General features: G+C 69.4%; 19 protein-coding genes and 1 tRNA gene. 14 read left to right on the top strand and 6 right to left on the bottom strand.

Annotated features, from left to right (window positions below; genetic code table 11):
• Positions 1-12 precede the first annotated feature (12 nt).
• The 6 genes from AB6A66_RS01120 (at position 13) to AB6A66_RS01095 (ending at position 7496) form a co-directional block, all read left to right on the top strand.
• The gene (locus AB6A66_RS01120; RefSeq protein WP_371054443.1) at positions 13-1515 is read left to right on the top strand and encodes a BCCT family transporter; all 1503 of its coding nucleotides are present in this window, start codon (positions 13-15) and stop codon (positions 1513-1515) included.
• Positions 1512-3446, top strand: a complete 1935-nt coding sequence (locus tag AB6A66_RS01115) for a glycine betaine ABC transporter substrate-binding protein (RefSeq protein WP_371054442.1) — start codon at positions 1512-1514, stop codon at positions 3444-3446. Before AB6A66_RS01120 ends, AB6A66_RS01115 begins: the two co-directional genes overlap by 4 nt.
• Position 3447: 1 nt before the next feature.
• Complete coding sequence (locus AB6A66_RS01110) at positions 3448-4812, top strand: mechanosensitive ion channel family protein (protein ID WP_371054441.1); 1365 nt, start codon at positions 3448-3450, stop codon at positions 4810-4812.
• 380 nt (positions 4813-5192) lie between these two features.
• Positions 5193-5489, top strand: coding sequence for a hypothetical protein (locus AB6A66_RS01105; RefSeq protein WP_371054440.1), 297 nt, complete (start codon positions 5193-5195; stop codon positions 5487-5489).
• 168 nt (positions 5490-5657) lie between these two features.
• Positions 5658-6047 (top strand): SHOCT domain-containing protein, encoded by a 390-nt coding sequence (locus tag AB6A66_RS01100; protein WP_371054439.1) that lies wholly within the window; start codon positions 5658-5660, stop codon positions 6045-6047.
• A gap of 24 nt (positions 6048-6071) precedes the next feature.
• Positions 6072-7496 (top strand): YbaY family lipoprotein, encoded by a 1425-nt coding sequence (locus AB6A66_RS01095; RefSeq protein WP_371054438.1) that lies wholly within the window; start codon positions 6072-6074, stop codon positions 7494-7496.
• Positions 7497-7610: 114 nt separating this feature from the next.
• Here the strand turns inward: AB6A66_RS01095 and AB6A66_RS01090 are convergent, their stop codons facing one another.
• Both AB6A66_RS01090 and AB6A66_RS01085 read right to left on the bottom strand, forming a co-directional pair.
• The gene (locus tag AB6A66_RS01090) at positions 7611-8036 is read right to left on the bottom strand and encodes a hypothetical protein (protein WP_371054437.1); all 426 of its coding nucleotides are present in this window, start codon (positions 8034-8036) and stop codon (positions 7611-7613) included.
• A gap of 464 nt (positions 8037-8500) precedes the next feature.
• Positions 8501-8588, bottom strand: a tRNA-Ser gene (locus tag AB6A66_RS01085).
• A 239-nt stretch (positions 8589-8827) separates the two neighbouring features.
• On the opposite strand from AB6A66_RS01085, the gene AB6A66_RS01080 reads away from it, so the two are divergent.
• The 7 genes from AB6A66_RS01080 to AB6A66_RS01050 are packed head-to-tail and all read left to right on the top strand — an operon-like array spanning position 8828 to position 15309.
• Complete coding sequence (locus AB6A66_RS01080) at positions 8828-9727, top strand: SPOR domain-containing protein (RefSeq protein ID WP_371054436.1); 900 nt, start codon at positions 8828-8830, stop codon at positions 9725-9727.
• A 30-nt stretch (positions 9728-9757) separates the two neighbouring features.
• On the top strand, positions 9758-10927 hold the full coding sequence (locus AB6A66_RS01075) for a D-alanyl-D-alanine carboxypeptidase family protein (RefSeq protein ID WP_371054435.1): 1170 nt from the start codon (positions 9758-9760) through the stop codon (positions 10925-10927).
• Positions 10924-11550 carry a dTMP kinase gene (gene tmk / locus AB6A66_RS01070; RefSeq protein WP_371037762.1) on the top strand — a complete coding sequence of 209 codons (627 nt, stop codon included), beginning with the start codon at positions 10924-10926 and terminating at the stop codon, positions 11548-11550. The genes AB6A66_RS01075 and tmk overlap by 4 nt, the downstream gene beginning before the upstream one ends.
• A complete protein-coding gene (locus AB6A66_RS01065) occupies positions 11547-12674 on the top strand; it encodes a DNA polymerase III subunit delta' (protein WP_371054434.1) in 1128 nt (375 codons plus the stop codon). The genes tmk and AB6A66_RS01065 overlap by 4 nt, the downstream gene beginning before the upstream one ends.
• Before the next feature lie 52 nt (positions 12675-12726).
• Positions 12727-13533 (top strand): TatD family hydrolase, encoded by an 807-nt coding sequence (locus AB6A66_RS01060; protein ID WP_371054432.1) that lies wholly within the window; start codon positions 12727-12729, stop codon positions 13531-13533.
• Positions 13530-14330, top strand: coding sequence for an MBL fold metallo-hydrolase (locus AB6A66_RS01055; RefSeq protein ID WP_371054431.1), 801 nt, complete (start codon positions 13530-13532; stop codon positions 14328-14330). Before AB6A66_RS01060 ends, AB6A66_RS01055 begins: the two co-directional genes overlap by 4 nt.
• 43 nt (positions 14331-14373) lie before the next feature.
• Complete coding sequence (locus tag AB6A66_RS01050) at positions 14374-15309, top strand: AEC family transporter (RefSeq protein WP_371054430.1); 936 nt, start codon at positions 14374-14376, stop codon at positions 15307-15309.
• A 72-nt stretch (positions 15310-15381) separates the two neighbouring features.
• On the opposite strand, the gene AB6A66_RS01045 is transcribed toward AB6A66_RS01050, so the two are convergent.
• Positions 15382-16611: an acyl-CoA dehydrogenase gene (locus AB6A66_RS01045; protein ID WP_371054429.1), complete on the bottom strand. Its 1230-nt coding sequence runs from the start codon at positions 16609-16611 to the stop codon at positions 15382-15384.
• A 113-nt stretch (positions 16612-16724) separates the two neighbouring features.
• Between AB6A66_RS01045 and AB6A66_RS01040 the strand changes: the two genes are divergently transcribed.
• Positions 16725-17708: a LysR family transcriptional regulator gene (locus tag AB6A66_RS01040; protein ID WP_371054428.1), complete on the top strand. Its 984-nt coding sequence runs from the start codon at positions 16725-16727 to the stop codon at positions 17706-17708.
• On the opposite strand, the gene AB6A66_RS01035 is transcribed toward AB6A66_RS01040, so the two are convergent.
• Genes AB6A66_RS01035 through AB6A66_RS01025 form a run of 3 tightly spaced genes read right to left on the bottom strand, consistent with a single transcriptional unit; the run spans position 17629 to position 19731 of the window.
• The gene (locus tag AB6A66_RS01035; protein WP_371037755.1) at positions 17629-18321 is read right to left on the bottom strand and encodes a M48 family metalloprotease; all 693 of its coding nucleotides are present in this window, start codon (positions 18319-18321) and stop codon (positions 17629-17631) included. The two genes, AB6A66_RS01040 and AB6A66_RS01035, sit on opposite strands and share 80 nt — an antisense overlap.
• Positions 18322-18379: 58 nt before the next feature.
• Positions 18380-19561, bottom strand: coding sequence for a VWA domain-containing protein (locus tag AB6A66_RS01030; RefSeq protein ID WP_371054427.1), 1182 nt, complete (start codon positions 19559-19561; stop codon positions 18380-18382).
• 5 nt (positions 19562-19566) lie between these two features.
• The gene (locus AB6A66_RS01025) at positions 19567-19731 is read right to left on the bottom strand and encodes an apolipoprotein acyltransferase (RefSeq protein WP_371037753.1); all 165 of its coding nucleotides are present in this window, start codon (positions 19729-19731) and stop codon (positions 19567-19569) included.

Genomic DNA, 19731 nt, shown 5'->3' with positions numbered 1-19731 from the left:
AGGCCCGCCAGCATGAAGTCGAATGCCGTCTTCCTGATTGCCCTCGCCATCTGCGTGCCCGTGGGGCTTTGGGGCCTCTTCGCACCGGACACGATGGCGGGCAGCGTGCTGGGCTTCACCACGTGGTTCATGGTGGGCGCCAGCTGGTGGTGGCTCGCGCTCTGCTCCGCCTTCGTGATTTTCGCCGCCGTGCTCGCCCTCGGCCCGTGGGGAAGCATCCGCCTAGGCGCGGACGACGACCGGCCGGACTTCTCCACCGCGTCGTGGATCGCGATGCTGTTCGCCGGCGGCATGGGGGCGGGGCTCTTGTTCTGGGGCGTGGCCGAGCCCGTCACCCATTTCGACGCGCCCCCGGGACAGGAGGGCGGCACGCCCGAGGCCGCCCGCGTCGCGATGGTGATCACCAATCTGCACTGGGGTCTGCACGCATGGTCGATCTACGGCATCTGCGCCCTCATCATCGCCTATTTCACCTTCCGCCGCGGCGGCAAGCCGCTGATCTCGACGCCGCTCGTCGGCCTGATCGGGGGGCGGGCCGAACGCGGCGTGCTGGTCGGGGCGGACGTGCTCGGCGTGGTGGCGGTGGTCTTCGGTCTCGCCGGCTCGCTCGCGATGGGCGCGTTGCAGGTGCGGTCCGGCCTCGCGAGCGTGATCGATGTCCCCGAGACGATCGGCGTCGCGCTGGCGATCCTCGCCGTTCTCTACGCGGCCTACATGATCTCCACGCTCACCGGCGTCGAGAAGGGCATGAAGCTGCTTTCGAACATCAACATGGTGCTCGCCCTTGCGATGATGCTTTTCATCATGCTGGTCGGACCCACCGCCTTCATCTTCGAAAGCGCGGTCGACACGCTGGGCGCCTATGTCTCGCAGATCGTGACGCTCTCGTTCCGTCTGTTCCCCTATGAAGGGCTGACCCAGTGGTCGGCGAGCTGGACGCTGACCTATCTCATCTGGTGGCTCGCCTGGGGTCCGTTCGTCGGCGTCTTCATCGCGCGGATCTCGAAGGGCCGCACGATCCGCGAGTTCTGCGCCGGCGTGATCCTCGTGCCGACGCTGTTCTCGATCCTCTGGTTCGCGGTGTTCGGCGGCGCAGGCATCTACGTGGAGCTCTTCGGTCCGGGCGGGCTCTCGGCGCTCGTGGCCGACAACGTCTCCGAGGCGCTTTTCGCCTTCTTCGGCTACTTCCCGCTCGCGGGGCTCCTCAGCGTGGCGGCGCTCGCGCTGATCTTCATCTTCCTCGTGACCTCGGCGGATTCCGGCACCTTCGTCCTGTCCATGATGACCACGGACGGACGCCTCGAACCGCCCGCCACGGCCAAGATCGTCTGGGGCGGCCTTGTCGCGGTCATCACCGCGGCGACGCTTCTGTCGACCTCCGTGGAGGTGGCGCGCGCCATGGCGACCCTGGGCGCCATCCCGTTCTCGGCGGTTCTGATGCTTCAGGTCGTCGGTTTTCTGCGCGCGCTCGCCAGCGAGCCCACCGGCAGAGCGAAGGCAGATCAGGTGACATGATGCGAGGGGTCGCCGCCTTCTGCCTCGTCGCAGCGCTGACGCTTTCGGCCTGCGCCCGGACCCCGGTCGTCGTGGCCTCGAAGAACACGGTTCAGGACCGTGTTCTCGCCGAGATGATGGCCCTGACGCTGGAGGCGCGGGGCTTCTCCGTCGAGCGGCGCATCGGCCTCGGCGACAGCGCGGACGTCTTCCAGGCGCTGCGGGCGGGCAGCGTCGATGTCTACCCGGAATATTCCGGCACCGCGCTCGCGCTGCTCGACGTGCCGCCCGAGGTCGATCCGGACGCCGTGCGCGCGCGGCTCGTCGAACCCTTCGCCGCGCTCGGCCTCGAGTTCCTCGCTCCGTTCGGGGTCGAGTCGCGGTTCGTGCCGGTGACGCGCCGGGCGCTGGCGCAGCGCGCGGAGCTTGCCGGCGTCAGCAGCCTCGCGCCCATCGCCGGGGAGCTTCGCCTCGGCGTCAGCCGGAGTTTCGCCGAACGTCCGCGAGACGGCCTGGCCGGCTTCGTCGAGCTGTTCGGCCTCGACTTCCGCGATGTGGTCGTGGTCCCGGACGAGCGGCGCGAGGGCCTTTACCAGATGCTCATCGACGAGCGGATCGACGTGATGATCGGTTTCTCGACCGACCCCCAGATCTTCGATTTCGGCCTTGCGCCCCTGTCGGTGGACCGGCCCTTCTTCCCGGCCTACGACGCTGCCCCGCTGACGAGCACCGCGGCGCTTTCGCGGCATCCGGCCCTGCCCGACGCCCTTGCGCCGCTGGCCGGCGCGGTCGACGCGCCGACGCTGCGCGAACTGGTCAGGCAGGTGCAGGTCACGGGGCGCACGCCGCGCGCCGTGGCGGCCATCGCGCTGGCGCGCCTCGGCATTGTCGAGGGCAGCGCCGCCACGCCGCCGGAGATCCCGCTGGCAATCGCGGTCAATCCCGAGGAGTTGGGCAGCGGGCCTGCCAATCGCGCGCTCGAGGCGGTGCGCACGGCGATGCCGGGCCGCGCCGTGGCGCTGGCGCCCGCCAAGCGCCCGCTCTCGGCCCTCGCCGGAGGCGAGGCCCGCATGGCCGTCGTGCCGGCGGCCGCGCATTTCCGGCTCACACCGGATGGCGCGATCCGCGAAGAAGGCGTCGAGGCGATCGGCGTGGTCGGGCGGTCCGTCCTTTACGCCATCGCGCAGGATGACGGGCCGGCGCGCCTTGGCGACGCGCGGGTGGTGGCCACCGGTCCGGAGGGATCGCCGAGCCACCTCATCGCCTCTGTCCTGACCCGGCACGGAGAGGGCGATCTCACGCTCGCGCCACAGGCCGACAGCGGCGCTGCGTCCATCGGATCGGCGATCGCCCGGGGTGCCGCCGAGGCGGGCCTCGTGATCGCGAGCCGCCAGCGCGGCGACGTGGTGCGCCTGCTCCGCGAGTCGCCCGGGCTGCGCCTCGTGGACGCGTCCGCCTGGTGGCAGGGGCCCACGCGCATCGCCCTGCCGTTTCTCGGAGAGGCCACGCTGCGCCCCGAAAGCCACCCCGGGCTCGACCGCGCCGTCTCCGTGCTGTCGATGCAGACGGTCATCACCGGACCCGCGCCGCCCGGAACCGCCGGGCTTGGCCGGCAGGGGCCGATTTCCTTCGACACTCGGGTGCAACCGCTCACGGACACGACCGTGCGCGCGATCGATCGGGCGCTCGGCACGCGCGTGGACGTCGGCGCGAGCCTGCGCGCCGCCCCGGCGCTCGTGCCGCGCCCGCCCGAGGCGCGCACCGCGCGCAACCCCAGACCCGACCAGGCGCTGCTGACCGCGGGCATCTTCGCCTATCTCGGGGTGATCGGCTGGCTGCTCCTCCGGCGCCGCGGGCAGCTTCCGAATGCACGGTCGGACGACCGCGCAACGCCGGCCGCCTCCGCCCCGCGAGCGGCCGCATCCGATCACTCGCAGAATCAGGAGACCTGAAATGCATCGCCTCCGGGTCCTTCTCATCCTTCTTCTTTTCGCCGTGGCGCCTCTGCCCGTCGCGGCGCAAAGCGAAACGGCGAACGATCGCGCCACATCCGGTAGCGCCGCCGAAGAGGCCACCGCGACGCCCCGCGCCATCGAGGACCCCGGCTTTCCGGAGGGCCTCGCCGATCCCGCGATCCCGCTCGAGGAGTTGCGCCTTCGGCTGGTGCCGCTCACGGTGGAGGAACTGACCGCGCTCGCCGAGGCCTGGCGGGACATTGCCCGCGACGCCACGCTCGCGGTCGTGGAACGCAACCTGGAGATCCGACAGGAGGGCGAGGGCGTCGCGAAGGCGGAAAAGGCCGCGCAGGCCGACCTGCTGGCCGCGCGCAGCGAGATCTTCGAGAAATACGGCGCCGTCGTCACCAGCCTGGAGGGCAAGGGCGGCGACCCGGCCCTGATCGACTCGCTGCGGACCTACCGCAGCGCCATCACGGTCGAGGAGACGGCGACGCTGGAGCCGCAGGAGATCGCCAGGAACGTTCTGGCCTGGTTCGTCTCGCCCGAGGGCGGGCTTCAGCTCGCGCTCCGCGTTGCCGTGATCGGGGGCTCGCTGCTCGGCCTGCTCGTCGTGGCGCGGATCGTGCGCGCCTGGGCGCGGCGGCTGCTGGGGCGCGTGCCGAACCTGTCGAAGCTCTTGCGGGGCTTCCTCGCCATGGTCGTCTACTGGCTGGTGATCGCCGTGGGCCTGATGATCGTGCTCGCGGCGCTCGGCGTGAACATAACGCCGCTCTTCGCGCTCGTCGGCGGCGCCTCGTTCATCGCCGCCTTCGCGATGCAGGACACGCTCGGCAACCTTGCCGCCGGGCTGATGATCATGATCAACCGCCCCTTCGACGAGGGTGATTACGTGACGGTGGCGGGCGTCGGCGGCACGGTGAAGAAGGTGTCGGTCGTGTCGACGACGGTGACGACGCCCGACAACCAGGTGATCGTGATACCCAATTCCAAGGTCTGGGGCGACGTCATAATAAACACCACCGCCTCGGAGACGCGGCGCGTCGATATGGTTTTCGGCATCGGCTACGAGGACTCGATCGAACTCGCTCAGGAAACGCTCGAGGAGGTGCTCGGCGCGCACCCCAAGGTGCTAAAGGAGCCCGCCCCGGCCATCCGCGTCCACGAACTCGGCGAGAGCTCCGTCAACTTCATCGCCCGGCCATGGGTGCGCGCAGAGGATTACTGGGAGGTCTACTGGGACCTGACCCGGCAGGTGAAGGAGGCCTTCGACGCCCGTGGCCTGACGATCCCGTTCCCGCAGACCGAGATGCGGATCAAGGGAGACCCGCGCGGCGGGGCGGCCATCGCGCCCGTGGCGTGACAATGTCCCGTTGCCCGGCGAGGGACGAACGGGCCATCGCGACAGGCTGTCTTGCGCAGGCCGCTGACCGCCGACGTCCCGCAGGCGCGCGTGAGGGGCGCGTGCCCGTCGCGTCGTCTCTCCTTGGCCGTCTCGATCAGCCGGAGGCTGGCCGCCGGGATCGCGGCAGATATCCCGCCCGCGGCGATATCGGAAAAAGGCGTGATGCCCGGGCGGCATCACAGGGATGGAAGTCTGCATTGGACAGCGGATCTGCTGCCAAGGGAAAAGACGAGCACGACAAGACGAGGCGGGCGGTTTCCGGTTTCGCGGGGGATGCGCGCCGGGGCGCTTGCACTGGAAAGAACCCTCGGGGGATTTCCGCAAAAAAGGAGACGTCGATGGAAGGGATTGTCGCAGTCGCGGTACAGGCCCTCGCCGGCATCGCAGGTGGCGGGGTGGCGAGCCAAGTCGTCAAGTCCGCGGGCATGGCGCTTTTGCCGAAGCTTCTTTCCGGCGCGCTGGGCGGCGTGGCTGGAGGCTCGCTGATCGGTGCGATCCTGGGCGGTGCGGGCGACCCGGCCGCAGCGGCCAGCGGACTGGATCTGGGATCGCTGATCGGTCAGCTGGCCGGCGGCGCGGTCGGCGGCGGGGCTTTGACGGCGGTCGTCGGGCAGGTTCTGGGCAAGCGCGGCTGAACCTCGCGGGCGGCAAGTGGTGGGCGCCTGAAGCGGCGCGCGTCTCCTTGCCCTCGCTCGGCCCCTCGGCGCCTCGACCGCAGACCGTGACGACATCCCCCGGGACCGGGTCCCGGGGCGATATGGCGCCCCGAGGAGTTCCGGGCGCGGGAAAGAAAAGGAAATGCCATGGAAGAGAGCATCGGTTTCTTCGGCCTCATCTGGTCCATCTTCTTGCTTTTCATGCTCGCCGCTTGGATCTGGGTGTTGATCTCGGTCGTTGCCGACATCTTCCGCTCGCAGGACATGGGCGGCGTGGCCAAGGCACTCTGGATCGGCTTCGTCATCATCATTCCGTGGCTCGGTGTTCTCGTCTACATCGTCGTCCGTGGCGACAGGATGCACGAGAACACGGTGGATGCGATCGCCCGTGCCGAGGAGGCGCGCCGCGACTACATCCGGTCGGTCGCCCAGGTCTCGCCCGCGGACGAGCTTTCCAAGCTGGCGGAACTGAAGGAAAAAGGCATTCTGACGGATGACGAATTCGCCACGCAGAAGTCGAGAATTCTCTCGGCCTGACATCATCCAATCAGGAGACGGTCGATGCGCCTCCCGCAACCCATGCTCTTCGTCAATGCCCTTGCCCTCGTGCAGTCGGTTTTCCTTGGCGCCGCCTTTGCCAGCGAGGCGCGCGTCACCGGCAGCGTGACCTATCCCGACCACGTCACGCTGCCGCCGGGCGCCGTGCTCGAGGTGGCGCTGGAGGACGTGTCGCTGGCCGACGCCCCGGCCACGGTGATCGCCACCGACACGCCGAAGAACCTGGGCCTTCCGCCCTTTCCCTTCTCGCTGACCTACGACCCCGCCCAGATCGATGAACGTCACACCTACGCGGTGCGCGCGCGCGTCACGCTGGGCGAACGGCTGTTGATGACGACGGACACGCACGCGCCGGTCATCACCCGCGACGCCCCCATGCAGGTGGACGTGATCCTGCGCCCCGTTTCGGCGCAGCCCGACCGCGCGGGTCAGGTGCACACGGCGCCGGGTCTCACGCTGCCCGCGAGCTTTACCGGAACGATGCCGATGGCCTCCGGTCCCGGCGTCGACTGGCATCTCGATATCTGGCCGGACCAGGTCTACCACCTTCGCCAGACCTATGGCGGTGGCGACCCGGTTTATGACCGGGGGCGTTGGCACGCGGATCCCGCGCGCGGCGCCATCGTGCTTCGCGGCGGGCGCGAGGCGCCGGTCGTCCTCGACATCATGGGCAACGGCGATCTTCGCATGACGGATACGCAGGGAAACCGGATCGAGAGTGACCTTCCCTACACCCTCGCCGCGGGCCCTTTGCAGCCCGCAGAGGGGACCCAGTTTCTGACCGGAATGTTCCGCCATGTCGCGGACGCGGCACGCTTCACCGAATGCCTGACAGGCCGGTCCTACCCCGTTCTGATGCACGGCGCGTTCATCGATGTCGAGCGCGCCTATGAGCGCCTCGACACGCAAGAGCCCGGCGACCCGGTCCTGGCGATGCTCGAAGGTCGACTGGCGGTGCACCCGGCGATGGACGGGCCGGACCGCATGCAGCTGGAGATCGAAAGCTTCTTGCGGTTCGAGCCCGGACTGACCTGTGCCGGCACCGGCGGCCACGCCGGTCCGCAGGATGCCGCGGCGTTGACGAACACGTACTGGAGGCTCCTCGAGATCGAAGGAGAGGCGACACGCCCCGTCGAGACCAGGCGCGAGCCCCATCTTTTGCTGCGCACCGGCGAAGAGGCCACCTTCGGCGCCACCGTGGGCTGCAACAGGATCCGTGGCGGCTACGAGACCGAGGGCAACACGCTTTCCTTCGCTACCGCCGCGATGACCAGGATGATGTGTCCGTCGCCGCTGGATGAGGCCGAGCGGGCCCTCGCACGGGCCCTGGAACGCGTGGCGCGCTGGCAGATCGACGGCACCACGCTGGACCTCTTCGACAAGAGCGGCGTGCGCGTGCTCAGGGCGGAAGCCGTCTACCTCTACTGAGCGGCGACCCGCTGTCTACCTCGCTGCGTGCCGAAGCCCGCTGAACCCGGCGTTGACGCGTCCGCGACCCTGGTGTGGCAGGTGGGACGACTGTCGGTCACCCACAGCCGGTGATCAGGTGATCTCGAGCGCGTCCAGTATAAACAGCATTGCCAAGGTCGTTGCGCCGCTCACCAGGTTCAGACCGAAGATGAAAAGCCGCGGCCTTCCTGCCAATGGGGTCGCCTCGGGGGGCAGCCATCTCAGGATCACCCAGTATTCGATGATGAGATTGACCAGCGATGTCACCAGCAGAAACAGAAGGAACCCGAGAATTACGACCTCGACGGGCATTCGCGTGAAGGAGATGTTGAGGCTCGTGTCGAGCGGGATCCCGATGATGAAGCCGAGGACAATGCCCGCGAGCGTCGAAAGCGTGTTGGCGGCGAGGCAAACCTTGAAAGCCTTACCAAGCGATAGATCGAAGCGCTTCCAAAGCGCGCCCCATTCCAGTGCGAAGGGGAGGATCACAACCCACCAGTAGACCGCGAGCGCGGGCATGGCGATCCAGAACCACCCGGCATTGGCATGGGCAGTACCGGTAAAGGACGAAAGCGCCAGACAGGATAGCGCAAATCGCTTGATACTGATCTTGATGCGTCGCTCCGTGGCCTCGGTCGTGTCCCGTGACGTCGTGTAAGTCGGTCTTTCCCAATTGAACGCCGTTGTGCGTCAGGTTGCAATCCGTAGCGGGTCCTGACAACGATCTTGGGCCGAAAGCGCCTCTCGCGGGCCCGCCGCCCTGCGATGAGCCTTTGTGTGAGCGTTCGTCTCCCTTCGTGACCCCCCAGTTGTCCGGCTTGACGACGCGCACAGAGACCGCCGCGCTGGCGCTGGACCAACGCTTCGACGGCTCACAGCTGACCCGAGAGTCCGGCAAATACCGGGGCAGTCGTCGCCATTGCGTATTTTCAGAAGGTAGAAATCAACTGCTCCGTACAAAACAATGATTTGCGGGAGTGCGGTGGCGGAAGGGGTGGGATTCGAACCCACGGATGGTTTCCCATCGGCGGTTTTCAAGACCGCTGCAATCGACCACTCTGCCACCCTTCCCGAGCGCGCGGTCCGGCGCCCGGCCGTCCGGCCGGCCACGCTCTTTGGAGGCGCGGGAACGTGCTATCGCGTGACATGAAATTGAGCAAGGCGCGCGGCGGAGGGTTTCCGCCGGCCGGGCGGCACGGGCTTTCCATGCGCGGGGCCCCGCGCTATGATCCCGGCACGCGGGGTAACACCGCGCAGGCGGGGCAAGGACCGGAAACAAACCGGCCGCGCTGGCAGGCAAGGGGCATGACATGATCATCTTACCGGCAGATCACGCGCGCCGCGGCCGTAGGGCAGGGGCGGCGTTCGCACTCGTCCTGGCGCTCGCGCTCGCGGGGTGCGGCGAGGACGGCGCACCGGGTTTCCTGCAGCCGCAAGCGAACGGCACGGGTGCCGCGCCGGGCGCGTCAGGGCAGCGCTCGGTCAAGCTCGTGGAACGCGACGTCGAAGCACCCGAGGTGTTCGGGGTCGCGGAGGCGGGACTTTGGGACGGGCGTCCGTCGCTGGGCGGCGTATGGGTCGCGCATCCCGAGGTAGCCGAGCCCGAGCGCGTCATCATCCGAAACACCGTCAACGGGCGCGATGTCGTCGGCGCGCTTTTCCGGCGCGAGCGGCAGAACCCCGGTCCACGGCTTCAGGTCTCCTCGGACGCCGCGGCTGCGCTCGGCATGCTCGCGGGGCAGCCCGTGCGGCTGGAGGTGGTCGCGCTGCGCCGCGAGACGGTGCAGGAAGAGACGGGCGAGGCGCCGCCCGAGGAGGGCGGGGGCGACGCCGAGTCGCTTGCCGCGCCGGCGGAGATCGAGGCCGCGCCCCTCGACCCGGTGGCGACCGCGTCCGCGGCGCTGGATGAAGATACCGCGCCGGCGCGCGCGGCGGCGGAAGGCGCCCCGGCCGCGGCGGACGCGGCGGAGCCCGCGCCCGCGCGATCCTACGTTCAGATCGGGATCTTCAGCATGGAGGAAAACGCGCGCGAGGCCGCGAGCGCCATGCGCGAAGAGGGTCTTTCGCCCGAGATCCGGCGCCAGACGAGCCAGGACAGGACCTTCTGGCGGGTGCTCGTGGGACCCGCCGCAAGCGAGCGCGAGCGCGAGGAGACCCTCGGCATCGTGAAGGCGGCCGGTTTCGCCGATGCCTATGTCGTGAGAAACTGACGGAAGGAACCGACGGGAACGATGCCGATCATGGAATTCCGAGCGCTCTTCCGCCTGGCCACGGGGCTCATGGCCGCGATCTGCCTTGCGCTTCCGGCGCAGGCCTTCGAGACCGAGGCGGGCGCGGCCTATGTCTACGATCACAATACCGGCACGGTGCTTCTGGCCAAGAATGCCGACACGCCCCTGCCGCCGGCGTCGATGTCGAAGCTGATGACGCTTTACATGTTTTTCGAAGCGCTTCGGAACGTGGAGAGCATGACGCTCGAGACCCGCTTCGATGTCTCGGAACGCGCGATGTCGATGGGCGGGTCGTCGATGTTCCTGACCACCACGGACCGCCCCACCGCCGAGGAACTGATCCGCGGGATCGTCGTGCAGTCGGGCAACGACGCCACGGTCGTGGTGGCCGAAGGGCTTGCCGGAAGCGAGAGCGCCTTCGCGCGGCTCATGAACGAGCGGGCCGAGATGCTGGGGATGACGCAGTCGAATTTCGTGAACGCGAGCGGCTGGCCGCATCCCGAGCATCGCATGAGCCTGCGCGATCTCGGTATTCTCACCACGCGACTGATCGAGGATTTCCCGGAATTCTACACCTATTTCGCCGAGGAAGAGTTCGAGTATGACGGGCGCGTGCCGTCCAACCATTTCAACCGCAACCCGCTCCTGGGGCTCGGCGTCGGGGCGGACGGGCTCAAGACCGGGCACACGGAGGAGGCGGGCTACGGCCTCGTGGGGTCGGCGGTGCAGGGCGATCGCCGCGTCACCTTCGTCATCACCGGGCTGGCCGACCGGACTGCGCGGTCCGAGGAGTCCCAGCGCATCCTGAACTGGGCGTTCCGCCAGTTCGTCGCGCGGGATATCGTCGAGGCCGGCACCGTTGTGGCCGAGGCGGATGTCTGGCTCGGCGCGGATGCGCGGGTGGGCCTCGTGGCGGGCGAAAGCCGGGAGATCCTCGTGCCGGCCGTCGCGCAGGAGCGCGTCGAGGGCGAGGCCGTCTTCGACACCCCGGTCGAGGCGCCCATCGAGAAAGGCCAGCGCCTCGGAGAACTCATCCTGCGTCCCGAGGGCCTGCCCGAGACGCGCATCCCGCTGGTGGCCGACCGCGACGTGGCCCGGGGCGGTTTCCTGGACCGGGTTCAGCTTGCCGCGCGGCTTCTGGCGACACGGTTGAGCGAGCGCGCGGGCGACGCGCTTTGACGCCTCGCGCCGTGCCGGGACGCTTCATCACCTTCGAAGGGATCGACGGCTCGGGAAAGTCGACGCAGGCGCGCCTGCTCGCCTCCCGCCTCGAGGCCGCTGGGGGCGACGTGGTGCTGACGCGCGAACCGGGAGGCTCGCCCGGCGCCGAGGAGATCCGGCGCCTCCTGCTGACGGGGGATCCCGGCCGCTGGTCCGCGGAGACGGAGATCCTGCTTTTCACCGCGGCGCGGCGCGATCACCTGGAGCGCACCATAGAGCCGGCGCTGGCGCGCGGCGCGACGGTGGTCTGCGACCGTTTCGCCGATTCCACGCGGGTCTATCAGGGGGTGACGCGCGGCGACCTGCGCGCCCTCGTCGATCGCCTGCACGAGATGACCATCGGGCGCGAACCCGACCTCACGATCCTGATCGACATCGATCCAGCGGCGGGTCTCGCGCGGGCAGGGGCCCGGGGCGGAGAGGAGGCCCGCTTCGAGGCTTTCGGCGTCGAGATGCAGGCACGGATGCGCCGCGCCTTCCTCGATCTGGCGGCCGAGGCGCCGGCGCGTGTCCGGATCGTCGACGGGTCGGGCCCGCCGGAGGCGGTGGCCGCGCGCGTCGCGGAAGCGGCGGGCGCATGAGCGCGGCGGACGATCTGCCCGAGCCCGATCGCGTCGAGGGCGCGCCGCACCCGCGCGAGACGCCGCGGCTTTACGGACAGGAGGCGGCGGAGCGCGCCTTCCTCGACGCCTACGCGTCCGGGCGGCTTCACCATGGCTGGCTGCTGACCGGTCCGCAGGGCGTCGGCAAGGCGACGCTCGCGTGGTCCATCGCGCGCTTCCTGCTGTCCCGGCCCGTGGAGGAGGGGGGCGGGCTTTTTTCGGACGCACCGCCCGCGGCCGACGGCCTCGCCGCCTCTCCGGATCACCCGGTGGCGCGGCGGGTGGCCGCGCTTTCCGATCCCGGGCTCTTCCTGCTGCGCCGGGGGCCGCGGGACGACGGAAAGGCGCTTTCGGCCCAGATCAGGATCGACGAGGTCCGCAAGCTCAAGGGCTTCTTTTCGCTGTCGAACACCGAGGGCGGCCGGCGGGTGGTGATCGTCGACGCCGCCGACGATCTCAACGTGAACGCCGCCAACGCCCTTCTCAAGCTGCTGGAGGAGCCGCCCTCGCGGGCGACCATGCTGCTTGTCGCGCATCAGCCGGCGCGGCTTCTGCCGACGATCCGGTCGCGCTGCCGGGAACTTCGCCTCGTCCCGCTCGCGCCCGGCGACATGGCCGCGGCGCTCGCGCAGGCGGGGGTCGATGCGGGGCAGGAAGAGGCGCTGGCCCTCGCGGAACTGTCGGGCGGCTCGGTGGGCGCGGCTGTGCGGCTCGCAGGGCTCGGCGGCATCGGGCTTTACCGCGACCTGTTGCACCTCCTCGAAAGTCTGCCGCGCCTCGACCGCCCGGCCGCGATCGCGCTTTCCGAACGCGCGTCTGGCCGGGGCGCGGAGCCAGTGCGCGATCTTCTGATCGAGCTTCTCGACCTTGCGATCGCGCGTCTGGCGCGCACGGGCGCCACGGGCGCGCCGCCGCCCGAGGCCGTGCCCGGAGAGGCCGCCACGCTCGCCCGCCTTGCCCCCGACATGGCCGCCGCGCGGCGCTGGGCCGAGCTTAGCCAGACGCTGGGCGCGCGGCTTCGGCATGGCCGGGCGGTCAACCTTGACCCCGCCACGCTCATCCTAGATACGGTCCACAGGATTGCAGGGCAGGCGGTGCGCTGACGCCGGGCCGCAACCGCAAAAGGCAGTCAGCAAGGGCAGGGGGACGTGCGGCATGAGCGTTGCGCCGAGGATCACCGACAGCCATTGCCACCTCGATTTCCCGGAACTCGCCGAAGAGCTGGACGCCGTCATCGCGCGCGCCCGGGACGCCGGCGTGCACCGGATGGTGACGATCTGCACGAAGCTGCGCAGCCTTCCCGCCGTGCGCGACATCGCGCACCACAACGCGGGCGTGTTCTACGCAGCGGGGACCCACCCGATGAGCGCCGCGCAAGAGCCCCTGGCGCAGCTGGAGGAGCTCGTCGCCCTCGCCGAGGATCCGAAATGCGTGGGGCTCGGCGAAAGCGGCCTCGACTACCACTACACCGCCGAGAGCGCGGCGGTACAACAGGAAAGCCTGCGTATCCATATCGCCGCGGCGCAGGAGACCGGCCTGCCGCTCATCATCCACGCCCGCGACGCGGATGACGACATGGCGCGGATCCTTGCGGAGGGACACGCGAAAAAGCCCTATCCCTGCGTGATGCACTGCTTTTCGTCGGGGGCGGGCCTGGCCCGCGCGGCACTCGACCTGGGCTTCTACCTGTCCATGTCCGGGATCACCGCCTTTCCGAAATCGAAAGCGCTTCGCGAGATCTTCGCCGCCGCGCCGCTCGACCGGATCCTCGTGGAGACCGACAGCCCCTACCTCGCGCCGCCGCCCCATCGCGGCAAGCGCAACGAGCCCGCCCATGTCGTGCACACCGCCAAGGCGGCAGCCGAGCTATTCGGGCTGTCCTACGCAGAGTTCGCCGCGCGCACGGAGGCCAATTTCGAGCGACTCTTCGACCGCGTGCCCGCCTACGAGGCGGCCGCGTGAGCGGCGAACTGCGCTTCACCATCCTGGGCTGCGGCTCCTCGGGGGGCGTGCCGCGGCTTGGCGGGCACTGGGGGGCCTGCGATCCGGCGAACCCGAGGAACACCCGCCGGCGCTGCTCGCTTCTTGTCGAGCGGGAGACCGAGGTGGGCACCACCCGCGTGCTGATCGACACCACGCCCGATCTGCGCCAGCAGCTGCTCGACGCGGGCGTGGGAGAGCTCGATGCCGTCGTCTACACCCACAGCCATGCCGACCACGTCCACGGAATCGACGACCTGCGGATGATCGTCTTCAACATGCGCAGCCGTCTGCCCGTCTGGGCCGACGGCGACACGCAGAACGACCTTTACTCGCGCTTCGGCTACGCCTTCATGCAGCCCGAGGACAGCCCCTATCCGCCGATCCTCGACATGCACACGATCCGCGAAGACTTCGAGATCGCGGGCTCGGGAGGCACGATCCCCTTCACGCCGTTCCGGGCGAAACACGGCGCGATCGATGCGCTGGGCTTTCGCATCGGGCCGCTGGCGTACCTGCCCGACGCGGTCGAGATCCACGACGCGGCGTGGCCGGTTCTGGACGGGCTCGACTGCTGGGTGCTCGACGCGCTGCGGCGCACGCCGCACCCCACCCATGCCCATCTCGACCTCGCGCTCGACTGGATCGGGCGCGCCGCGCCCGCGCGCGCCGTGCTGACCAACATGCATATCGACATGGACTACGAAGAGGTCGACCGGGACACGCCCGACAACGTCACCCCCGCCCATGACGGGATGGTGATCCGCTACCCGCTGTGAACGCACACCCCGCCCTGGCGCGGCGCGCGGCCCGGAGGCGCCCGTGCAGGCGCTGATCGAGGTCGTCCTGCCGGTCTTCCTGGTGATCGGCTTCGGCTATGCCGCCGTGTGGCGGGGCCTCTTCAGCGAAAGCGCGGTGGACGGGCTTATGGTCTTCACCCAGAGGTTCGCGCTGCCCTGCCTGCTGTTCCGCGCGCTCTCCACGCTCGACCTCGGCGCGGGCTTCGATCCCGCGCTCATCGGGAGCTTCTATGCGGGGGCGGTGGCGGGCTTCCTCGCGGGGCTTCTGGGCGCGCGCTACCTCTTCGGGCGCGACTGGGAGGACGCGGTGGCGATCGGGTTCTGCTGCCTCTTTTCCAATTCTCTCCTGCTCGGGCTGCCGATCACGGAACGCGCCTACGGCGCCGACGCGCTGGCCGGGAACTACGCGATCATCGCGCTTCATTCTCCCTTCTGCTACGCGCTGGGCATCGCCGCGATGGAGCTGGTGCGCGCCCGCCGCGCGGGGGCAGGCACCGCGGGCCTTCCGACCAAGGTCGCGGGCGCCATGCTCAAGAACGCGCTGATCCTCGGTATCCTCGCGGGCATCGCGGTCAATCTTTCGGGATGGCCGCTGCCGGTGCCGATCGGCGACGCGCTCGACCTGATGGTGCGCGCGGCGCTTCCCGCGGCGCTCTTCGGGCTGGGCGGCGTGCTCTACCGCTATCGCCCGGAGGGGGATCTGCGCACCATCGCCTTCGTCGCCGCCGTGTCGCTGCTGCTGCATCCGGCGGTCGTCTGGGGGCTGGGCCAGGCCTCCGGGCTGCCCGAGACGGGTCTGCGCTCGGCGGTGGTGACGGCGGCCATGGCGCCTGGCGTGAACACCTACATCTTCGCCGACATGTACGGCCGCGCGCGCCGCGTCGCGGCCTCCTCGGTGCTGATCGGCACGGCCGCGTCGGTCTTCACCGCCTGGCTCTGGCTCGCGGCGTTGCCCTGATCCGGCGGAGGCGCGCGTTCCGCGCGCCACGCCTTCACCGGGCGCGCCCGTCCGGGCGCGCGATGGGGCGCGTCAGACGAAGGCCTGCAGCCCGGTGATCGCGCGACCCAGGATCAGGGCGTGGATGTCGTGCGTGCCCTCGTAGGTGTTCACCGTCTCGAGGTTCATCATGTGCCGGATCACCTGGAATTCGGAGCTGATGCCGTTGCCGCCATGCATGTCGCGGGCGTGCCGCGCGATCTCGAGCGCCTTGCCGCAATTGTTGCGCTTGACGAGCGAGATCATCTCGGGCGCCGCGTTGGCCTCGTCCATGAGCCGGCCCACCCGGAGCGACGCCTGCAGGCCGAGCGCGATCTCGGTTTCCATGTCGGCGAGCTTCTTCTGGAAAAGCTGGGTCTGGGCGATGGGCTTGCCGAACTGCTTGCGGTCGAGCCCGTAGCCCCGCGCGGCGTGCAGGCAGAACTCCGCCGCGCCCATGACGCCCCAGCTGATGCCGTAGCGTGCGCGGTTGAGGCAGCCGAACGGCCCCTTCAGCCCCTCGACATGGGGCAGCAGCGCGTCCTCGCCGATCTCGACGCCCTCCATCACGATCTCGCCGGTGATCGAGGCGCGCAAGGAAAGCTTGTTGCCGACCTTGGGCGCGGAGAGGCCCGTCATGCCCTTTTCCAGCACGAAACCGCGGATCTTGCCGTCATGCGCGTCCGACTTGGCCCACACAACGAAGACGTCCGCGATCGGCGAATTCGAGATCCACATCTTGGAGCCCGTCAGCCGGTAGCCGCCCTCGATCTTCTCGGCCCGCGTCTTCATCGCGCCCGGGTCGGAGCCCGCGTCCGGCTCCGTCCGGCCGAAACACCCGATCCATTCCCCGGAGGCGAGTTTCGGCAGGTAGTTCTGCCGTTGCTCCTCGGTTCCGTAAGCGTGGATCGGATACATGACGAGGCTCGACTGCACCGACATCATCGAGCGATAGCCCGAATCCACGCGCTCGATCTCGCGCGCCACGAGCCCGTAGCTCACATAGCTTCCGCCAAGGCCGCCGTATTCCTCCGGCACGGTCACGCCGAGCAGGCCCATCCCGCCCATCTCGCGGAAGATCTCCGGGTCGGTCTTTTCGGCGTCGAAGGCCTCGATCACGCGGGGTTGCAGCTTCTCCTGCGCATAGGCGCGGGCGCTGTCGCGGATCATCCGCTCTTCCTCGGACAGCTGATCGTCGAGGCGCAGGGCATCGGCCCAGTCGAAGCGTCCGAGATCGGGGGCGTCCTTGGCGCGCAGGCGCGGGGCGGGGGTGTCTAGGGTCATGGCGGTCACCTTTCTCCGGGAGGATCCCGGCAACGTTTGACACAGCATAGCGGCTCGACGCGCCGCGGCAAAACGACTATCGCGCATCGTTTCATGTGCTAAGGTCATGTCCCATGAGCTGGTCGCCACGCTATCTGCCCTCGATCTCGATGCTTCGGGCCTTCGAGGCGGTGATGCGCACGGGCGCGACCACGGCGGCGGCGGATGAACTGCACATGACCCAGGCTGCGGTGAGCCGGCATGTCCAGCGGCTCGAGGCGCAGCTCGGGGCGGCGCTTTTCCGCCGCGAGAAGCGCCGGCTGGTGCCGACGCCTGCCGGGCGCCACTATGCCGAGGCGGTGTCGCGGGCGCTCGACCTCATCGGGCGTGCGTCCATGGAACTGACCGCCAATCCGGGGGGAGGGACGCTTTCGCTCGCCATCCTGCCCGCCTTCGGCACCCGGTGGCTCGCGCCGCGCCTCGCGGCGTTCCAGGCCGCGCATCCGGGCGTCACGCTGCACCTCACGACCCGGCTCCGGCCGGTGGATTTCGAGACCGAGGCCTTCGACGCGGCGATCCATTTCGGCGCGGCCGACCGGGCGGGCTGCGGGCACCTTCACCTTGCCGACGAGCCGTTGCTGGCGGTCGCGTCGCCGGGTGTCCTGGAGCGGCATCCGCCGGACGGGCCCGCCGCGATCGCGGCGATGCCGCTTCTGCACCTTCAGTCGCGCCCGCGCGCCTGGGAGCGGTGGTTCGCGCATCACGGCCAGGCCGCGCCGGCGCAGCGGGGCATGGTCTTCGACCAGTTCGCGCCGATGACGCAGGCGGCGATCCACGGGCTGGGCGTGGCGCTCCTGCCGCCCTTCCTGGCGGAGCCCGAGATCGCTGAGGGGCGGCTTCGGCCGGCCTGGGGGGCGGCGGTGCCGGGGCGGGGAGGGTATTGGCTGGTGTGGCCGCACGCGCGGGACGATTACCCGCCCCTTGCCGCGTTCCGGGACTGGCTTGCCGCGGAGGTCCGCGGGGGGCAGGGCGGGGCGGTCAGGTCTCGCCCGGCTGCCACTTCCCCTCCAGACGCTCCAGCGCCGCAATCCGGTCTGCCGTCTTCGGATGGCTCATGAGCCAGGCCGGCGCGACACCCGCGCGCGAGCGCGTCAACTCGTCGAGCTTGTGGAAGAGCGAGATCTGCGGCGCGACGCCGATCCCGGCCTTGGTCAGAAGTGCCGCGGCATAGGCGTCGGCCTCGTACTCGTCGGCACGCGAAAGCCCCGCGGCCAGCAGAGACGTGAGCGCGCTCGCGATCCAGACGCCGATACCCGGGATGATGCGCCCGAGCACCATGGCGAGCGCGCTTCTGAGCGCGTTCTGCCCGGAAAAGTCGATCATCCGCCGCCGGGTGTGGCCGAGCGCGACGTGGCCCAGCTCATGCGCGATGACCGACGCGATCTCTTCCCCGCTGACCTCGCCATTGCGGTATTTCTGGTAGAAGCCCCGGGTGATGAAGATCCGCCCGTCCGGGGCGGCGAGCCCGTTCACCGGGTCCACCTCGTAGATGTGCACGCGGATGCGCGGCACGTCGAGCGCCTTGGCCATCCGGTCGGTGAGCGCCTTGAGCCGCGCGTCGGCAAGTTCGGTGGAGCGCGCGTCGAGCTCGCGCTTCGTCCGCCAGACCGACATGCGGTACATGACGAGCGCGTAAAGCACCGCGAGCAGGATCGGCGTCACCTTAATCATGACGAAGATATGGGCTCGCCCGGGCCGCCCGGCAAGCGGCGAAACGGCGCGGCGCGTGTCACCGCAGGACCTGGATGCCGCGATTGATCCCTTCGAGGGTGAGCGGCACCATCCGGTCCTCGAAGATCTCTCGGATCATTCGGATCGAGGGCGTGTAATCCCAGTGTCGCTCGGGCACGGGATTGATCCAGAGCGTCTCAGGCCACTGCGCGCGCGCGCGGCGCAGCCAGGTCTCGCCCGCCTCGGCGTTCCAGTGCTCGTTCGCACCGCCGGGATAGGCGATCTCGTAGGGGCTCATGCTGGCGTCGCCCACGAAGATGCACCGGTAATCCGCGCCATAGGTGTGCAGCACGTCCCAGGTCGGCGTGACCTCGTTCCAGCGGCGGCGGTTGTCGCGCCAGACGCCCTCGTAGAGGCAGTTGTGGAAGTAGTAGTGCTCGAGATGCTTGAACTCGGCGCGCGCGGCCGAGAAAAGCTCTTCCACGACCTTCACATGGGCATCCATCGATCCGCCCACGTCGAGAAAGAGCAGCACCTTCACCGCGTTGCGGCGCTCAGGGCGGGTCTTGACGTCGAGGTAGCCGTGTTCGGCGGTGGCGCGGATCGTGCCGTCGAGGTCGAGTTCCTCGGCCGCGCCGTCGCGCGCCCATTGCCGCAGCCGCTTCAGCGCCACCTTGATGTTGCGGGTGCCGATCTCCACCGAGTCGTCCAGGTTGCGGAAATCGCGCCTGTCCCAGACCTTCACGGCGCGCTGGTGGCGGCTTTCGTCCTGGCCGATGCGCACGCCTTCGGGGTTGTAGCCGTAGGCGCCGAAGGGCGAGGTGCCCGCCGTGCCGATCCACTTGGAGCCGCCCTGGTGGCGCGCCTCCTGTTCCGCGAGCCGCTTCTTGAGGGTGTCCATGAGCGCGTCGAACCCGCCGAGCGCCTCGATCTCGGCCTTCTCGGCCTCGCTCAGGTGCTTCTCCGCCATCTTGAGCAGCCAGTCTTCGGGCAGATCGACCCTGTCCAGCATCTCGGCAAGCGAGACGTCCTCGAGGCCCTGGAAGGCGGTGGCGAAGGCGCGGTCGAAGCGGTCCAGGTGGCGCTCGTCCTTCACCATCGCGGTGCGCGCGAGATAGTAGAATCCCTCCACGTCGTAGGTCACGAGATCGGCCTTCACCGCTTCGAGGAAGGCCAGGTACTCGCGAAGCGTGACGGGAACGCCGCTCTCCCTGAGGGTGAGGAAGAAGGGCTGGAACATCGCCCTCAGACCTGCAGCCGGACGAGCGCGATCGACAGTACCGCGCCCACGAGGCCGAAGGCGATGCCGTATCCGGCCGCGTAGTGCAGCATGTCGAGCCGGTTGCCCTTGCGCCGGTAGGCGGTGAATGCGCCGATGGCCGCGCCGATCAGCGCCGAAAACAGGATCAT

The organism is Rhodosalinus sp. K401 (genome assembly GCF_041365735.1).
Taxonomy (GTDB): domain Bacteria; phylum Pseudomonadota; class Alphaproteobacteria; order Rhodobacterales; family Rhodobacteraceae; genus Rhodosalinus.
This window is presented reverse-complemented; position numbering and strand designations above follow the sequence as displayed.

Coding starts and splice junctions, on each gene's coding strand:
- AB6A66_RS01120 (WP_371054443.1), top strand. CDS start 13: ATGAAGTCGAATGCCGTCTTCCTGATTGCCCTCGCCATCTGCGTGCCC.
- AB6A66_RS01115 (WP_371054442.1), top strand. CDS start 1,512: ATGATGCGAGGGGTCGCCGCCTTCTGCCTCGTCGCAGCGCTGACGCTT.
- AB6A66_RS01110 (WP_371054441.1), top strand. CDS start 3,448: ATGCATCGCCTCCGGGTCCTTCTCATCCTTCTTCTTTTCGCCGTGGCG.
- AB6A66_RS01105 (WP_371054440.1), top strand. CDS start 5,193: ATGGAAGGGATTGTCGCAGTCGCGGTACAGGCCCTCGCCGGCATCGCA.
- AB6A66_RS01100 (WP_371054439.1), top strand. CDS start 5,658: ATGGAAGAGAGCATCGGTTTCTTCGGCCTCATCTGGTCCATCTTCTTG.
- AB6A66_RS01095 (WP_371054438.1), top strand. CDS start 6,072: ATGCGCCTCCCGCAACCCATGCTCTTCGTCAATGCCCTTGCCCTCGTG.
- AB6A66_RS01090 (WP_371054437.1), bottom strand. CDS start 8,036: ATGCCCGCGCTCGCGGTCTACTGGTGGGTTGTGATCCTCCCCTTCGCA.
- AB6A66_RS01080 (WP_371054436.1), top strand. CDS start 8,828: ATGATCATCTTACCGGCAGATCACGCGCGCCGCGGCCGTAGGGCAGGG.
- AB6A66_RS01075 (WP_371054435.1), top strand. CDS start 9,758: ATGGAATTCCGAGCGCTCTTCCGCCTGGCCACGGGGCTCATGGCCGCG.
- AB6A66_RS01065 (WP_371054434.1), top strand. CDS start 11,547: ATGAGCGCGGCGGACGATCTGCCCGAGCCCGATCGCGTCGAGGGCGCG.
- AB6A66_RS01060 (WP_371054432.1), top strand. CDS start 12,727: ATGAGCGTTGCGCCGAGGATCACCGACAGCCATTGCCACCTCGATTTC.
- AB6A66_RS01045 (WP_371054429.1), bottom strand. CDS start 16,611: ATGACCCTAGACACCCCCGCCCCGCGCCTGCGCGCCAAGGACGCCCCC.
- AB6A66_RS01040 (WP_371054428.1), top strand. CDS start 16,725: ATGAGCTGGTCGCCACGCTATCTGCCCTCGATCTCGATGCTTCGGGCC.
- AB6A66_RS01035 (WP_371037755.1), bottom strand. CDS start 18,321: ATGATTAAGGTGACGCCGATCCTGCTCGCGGTGCTTTACGCGCTCGTC.
- AB6A66_RS01030 (WP_371054427.1), bottom strand. CDS start 19,561: ATGTTCCAGCCCTTCTTCCTCACCCTCAGGGAGAGCGGCGTTCCCGTC.
- AB6A66_RS01025 (WP_371037753.1), bottom strand. CDS start 19,731: ATGATCCTGTTTTCGGCGCTGATCGGCGCGGCCATCGGCGCATTCACC.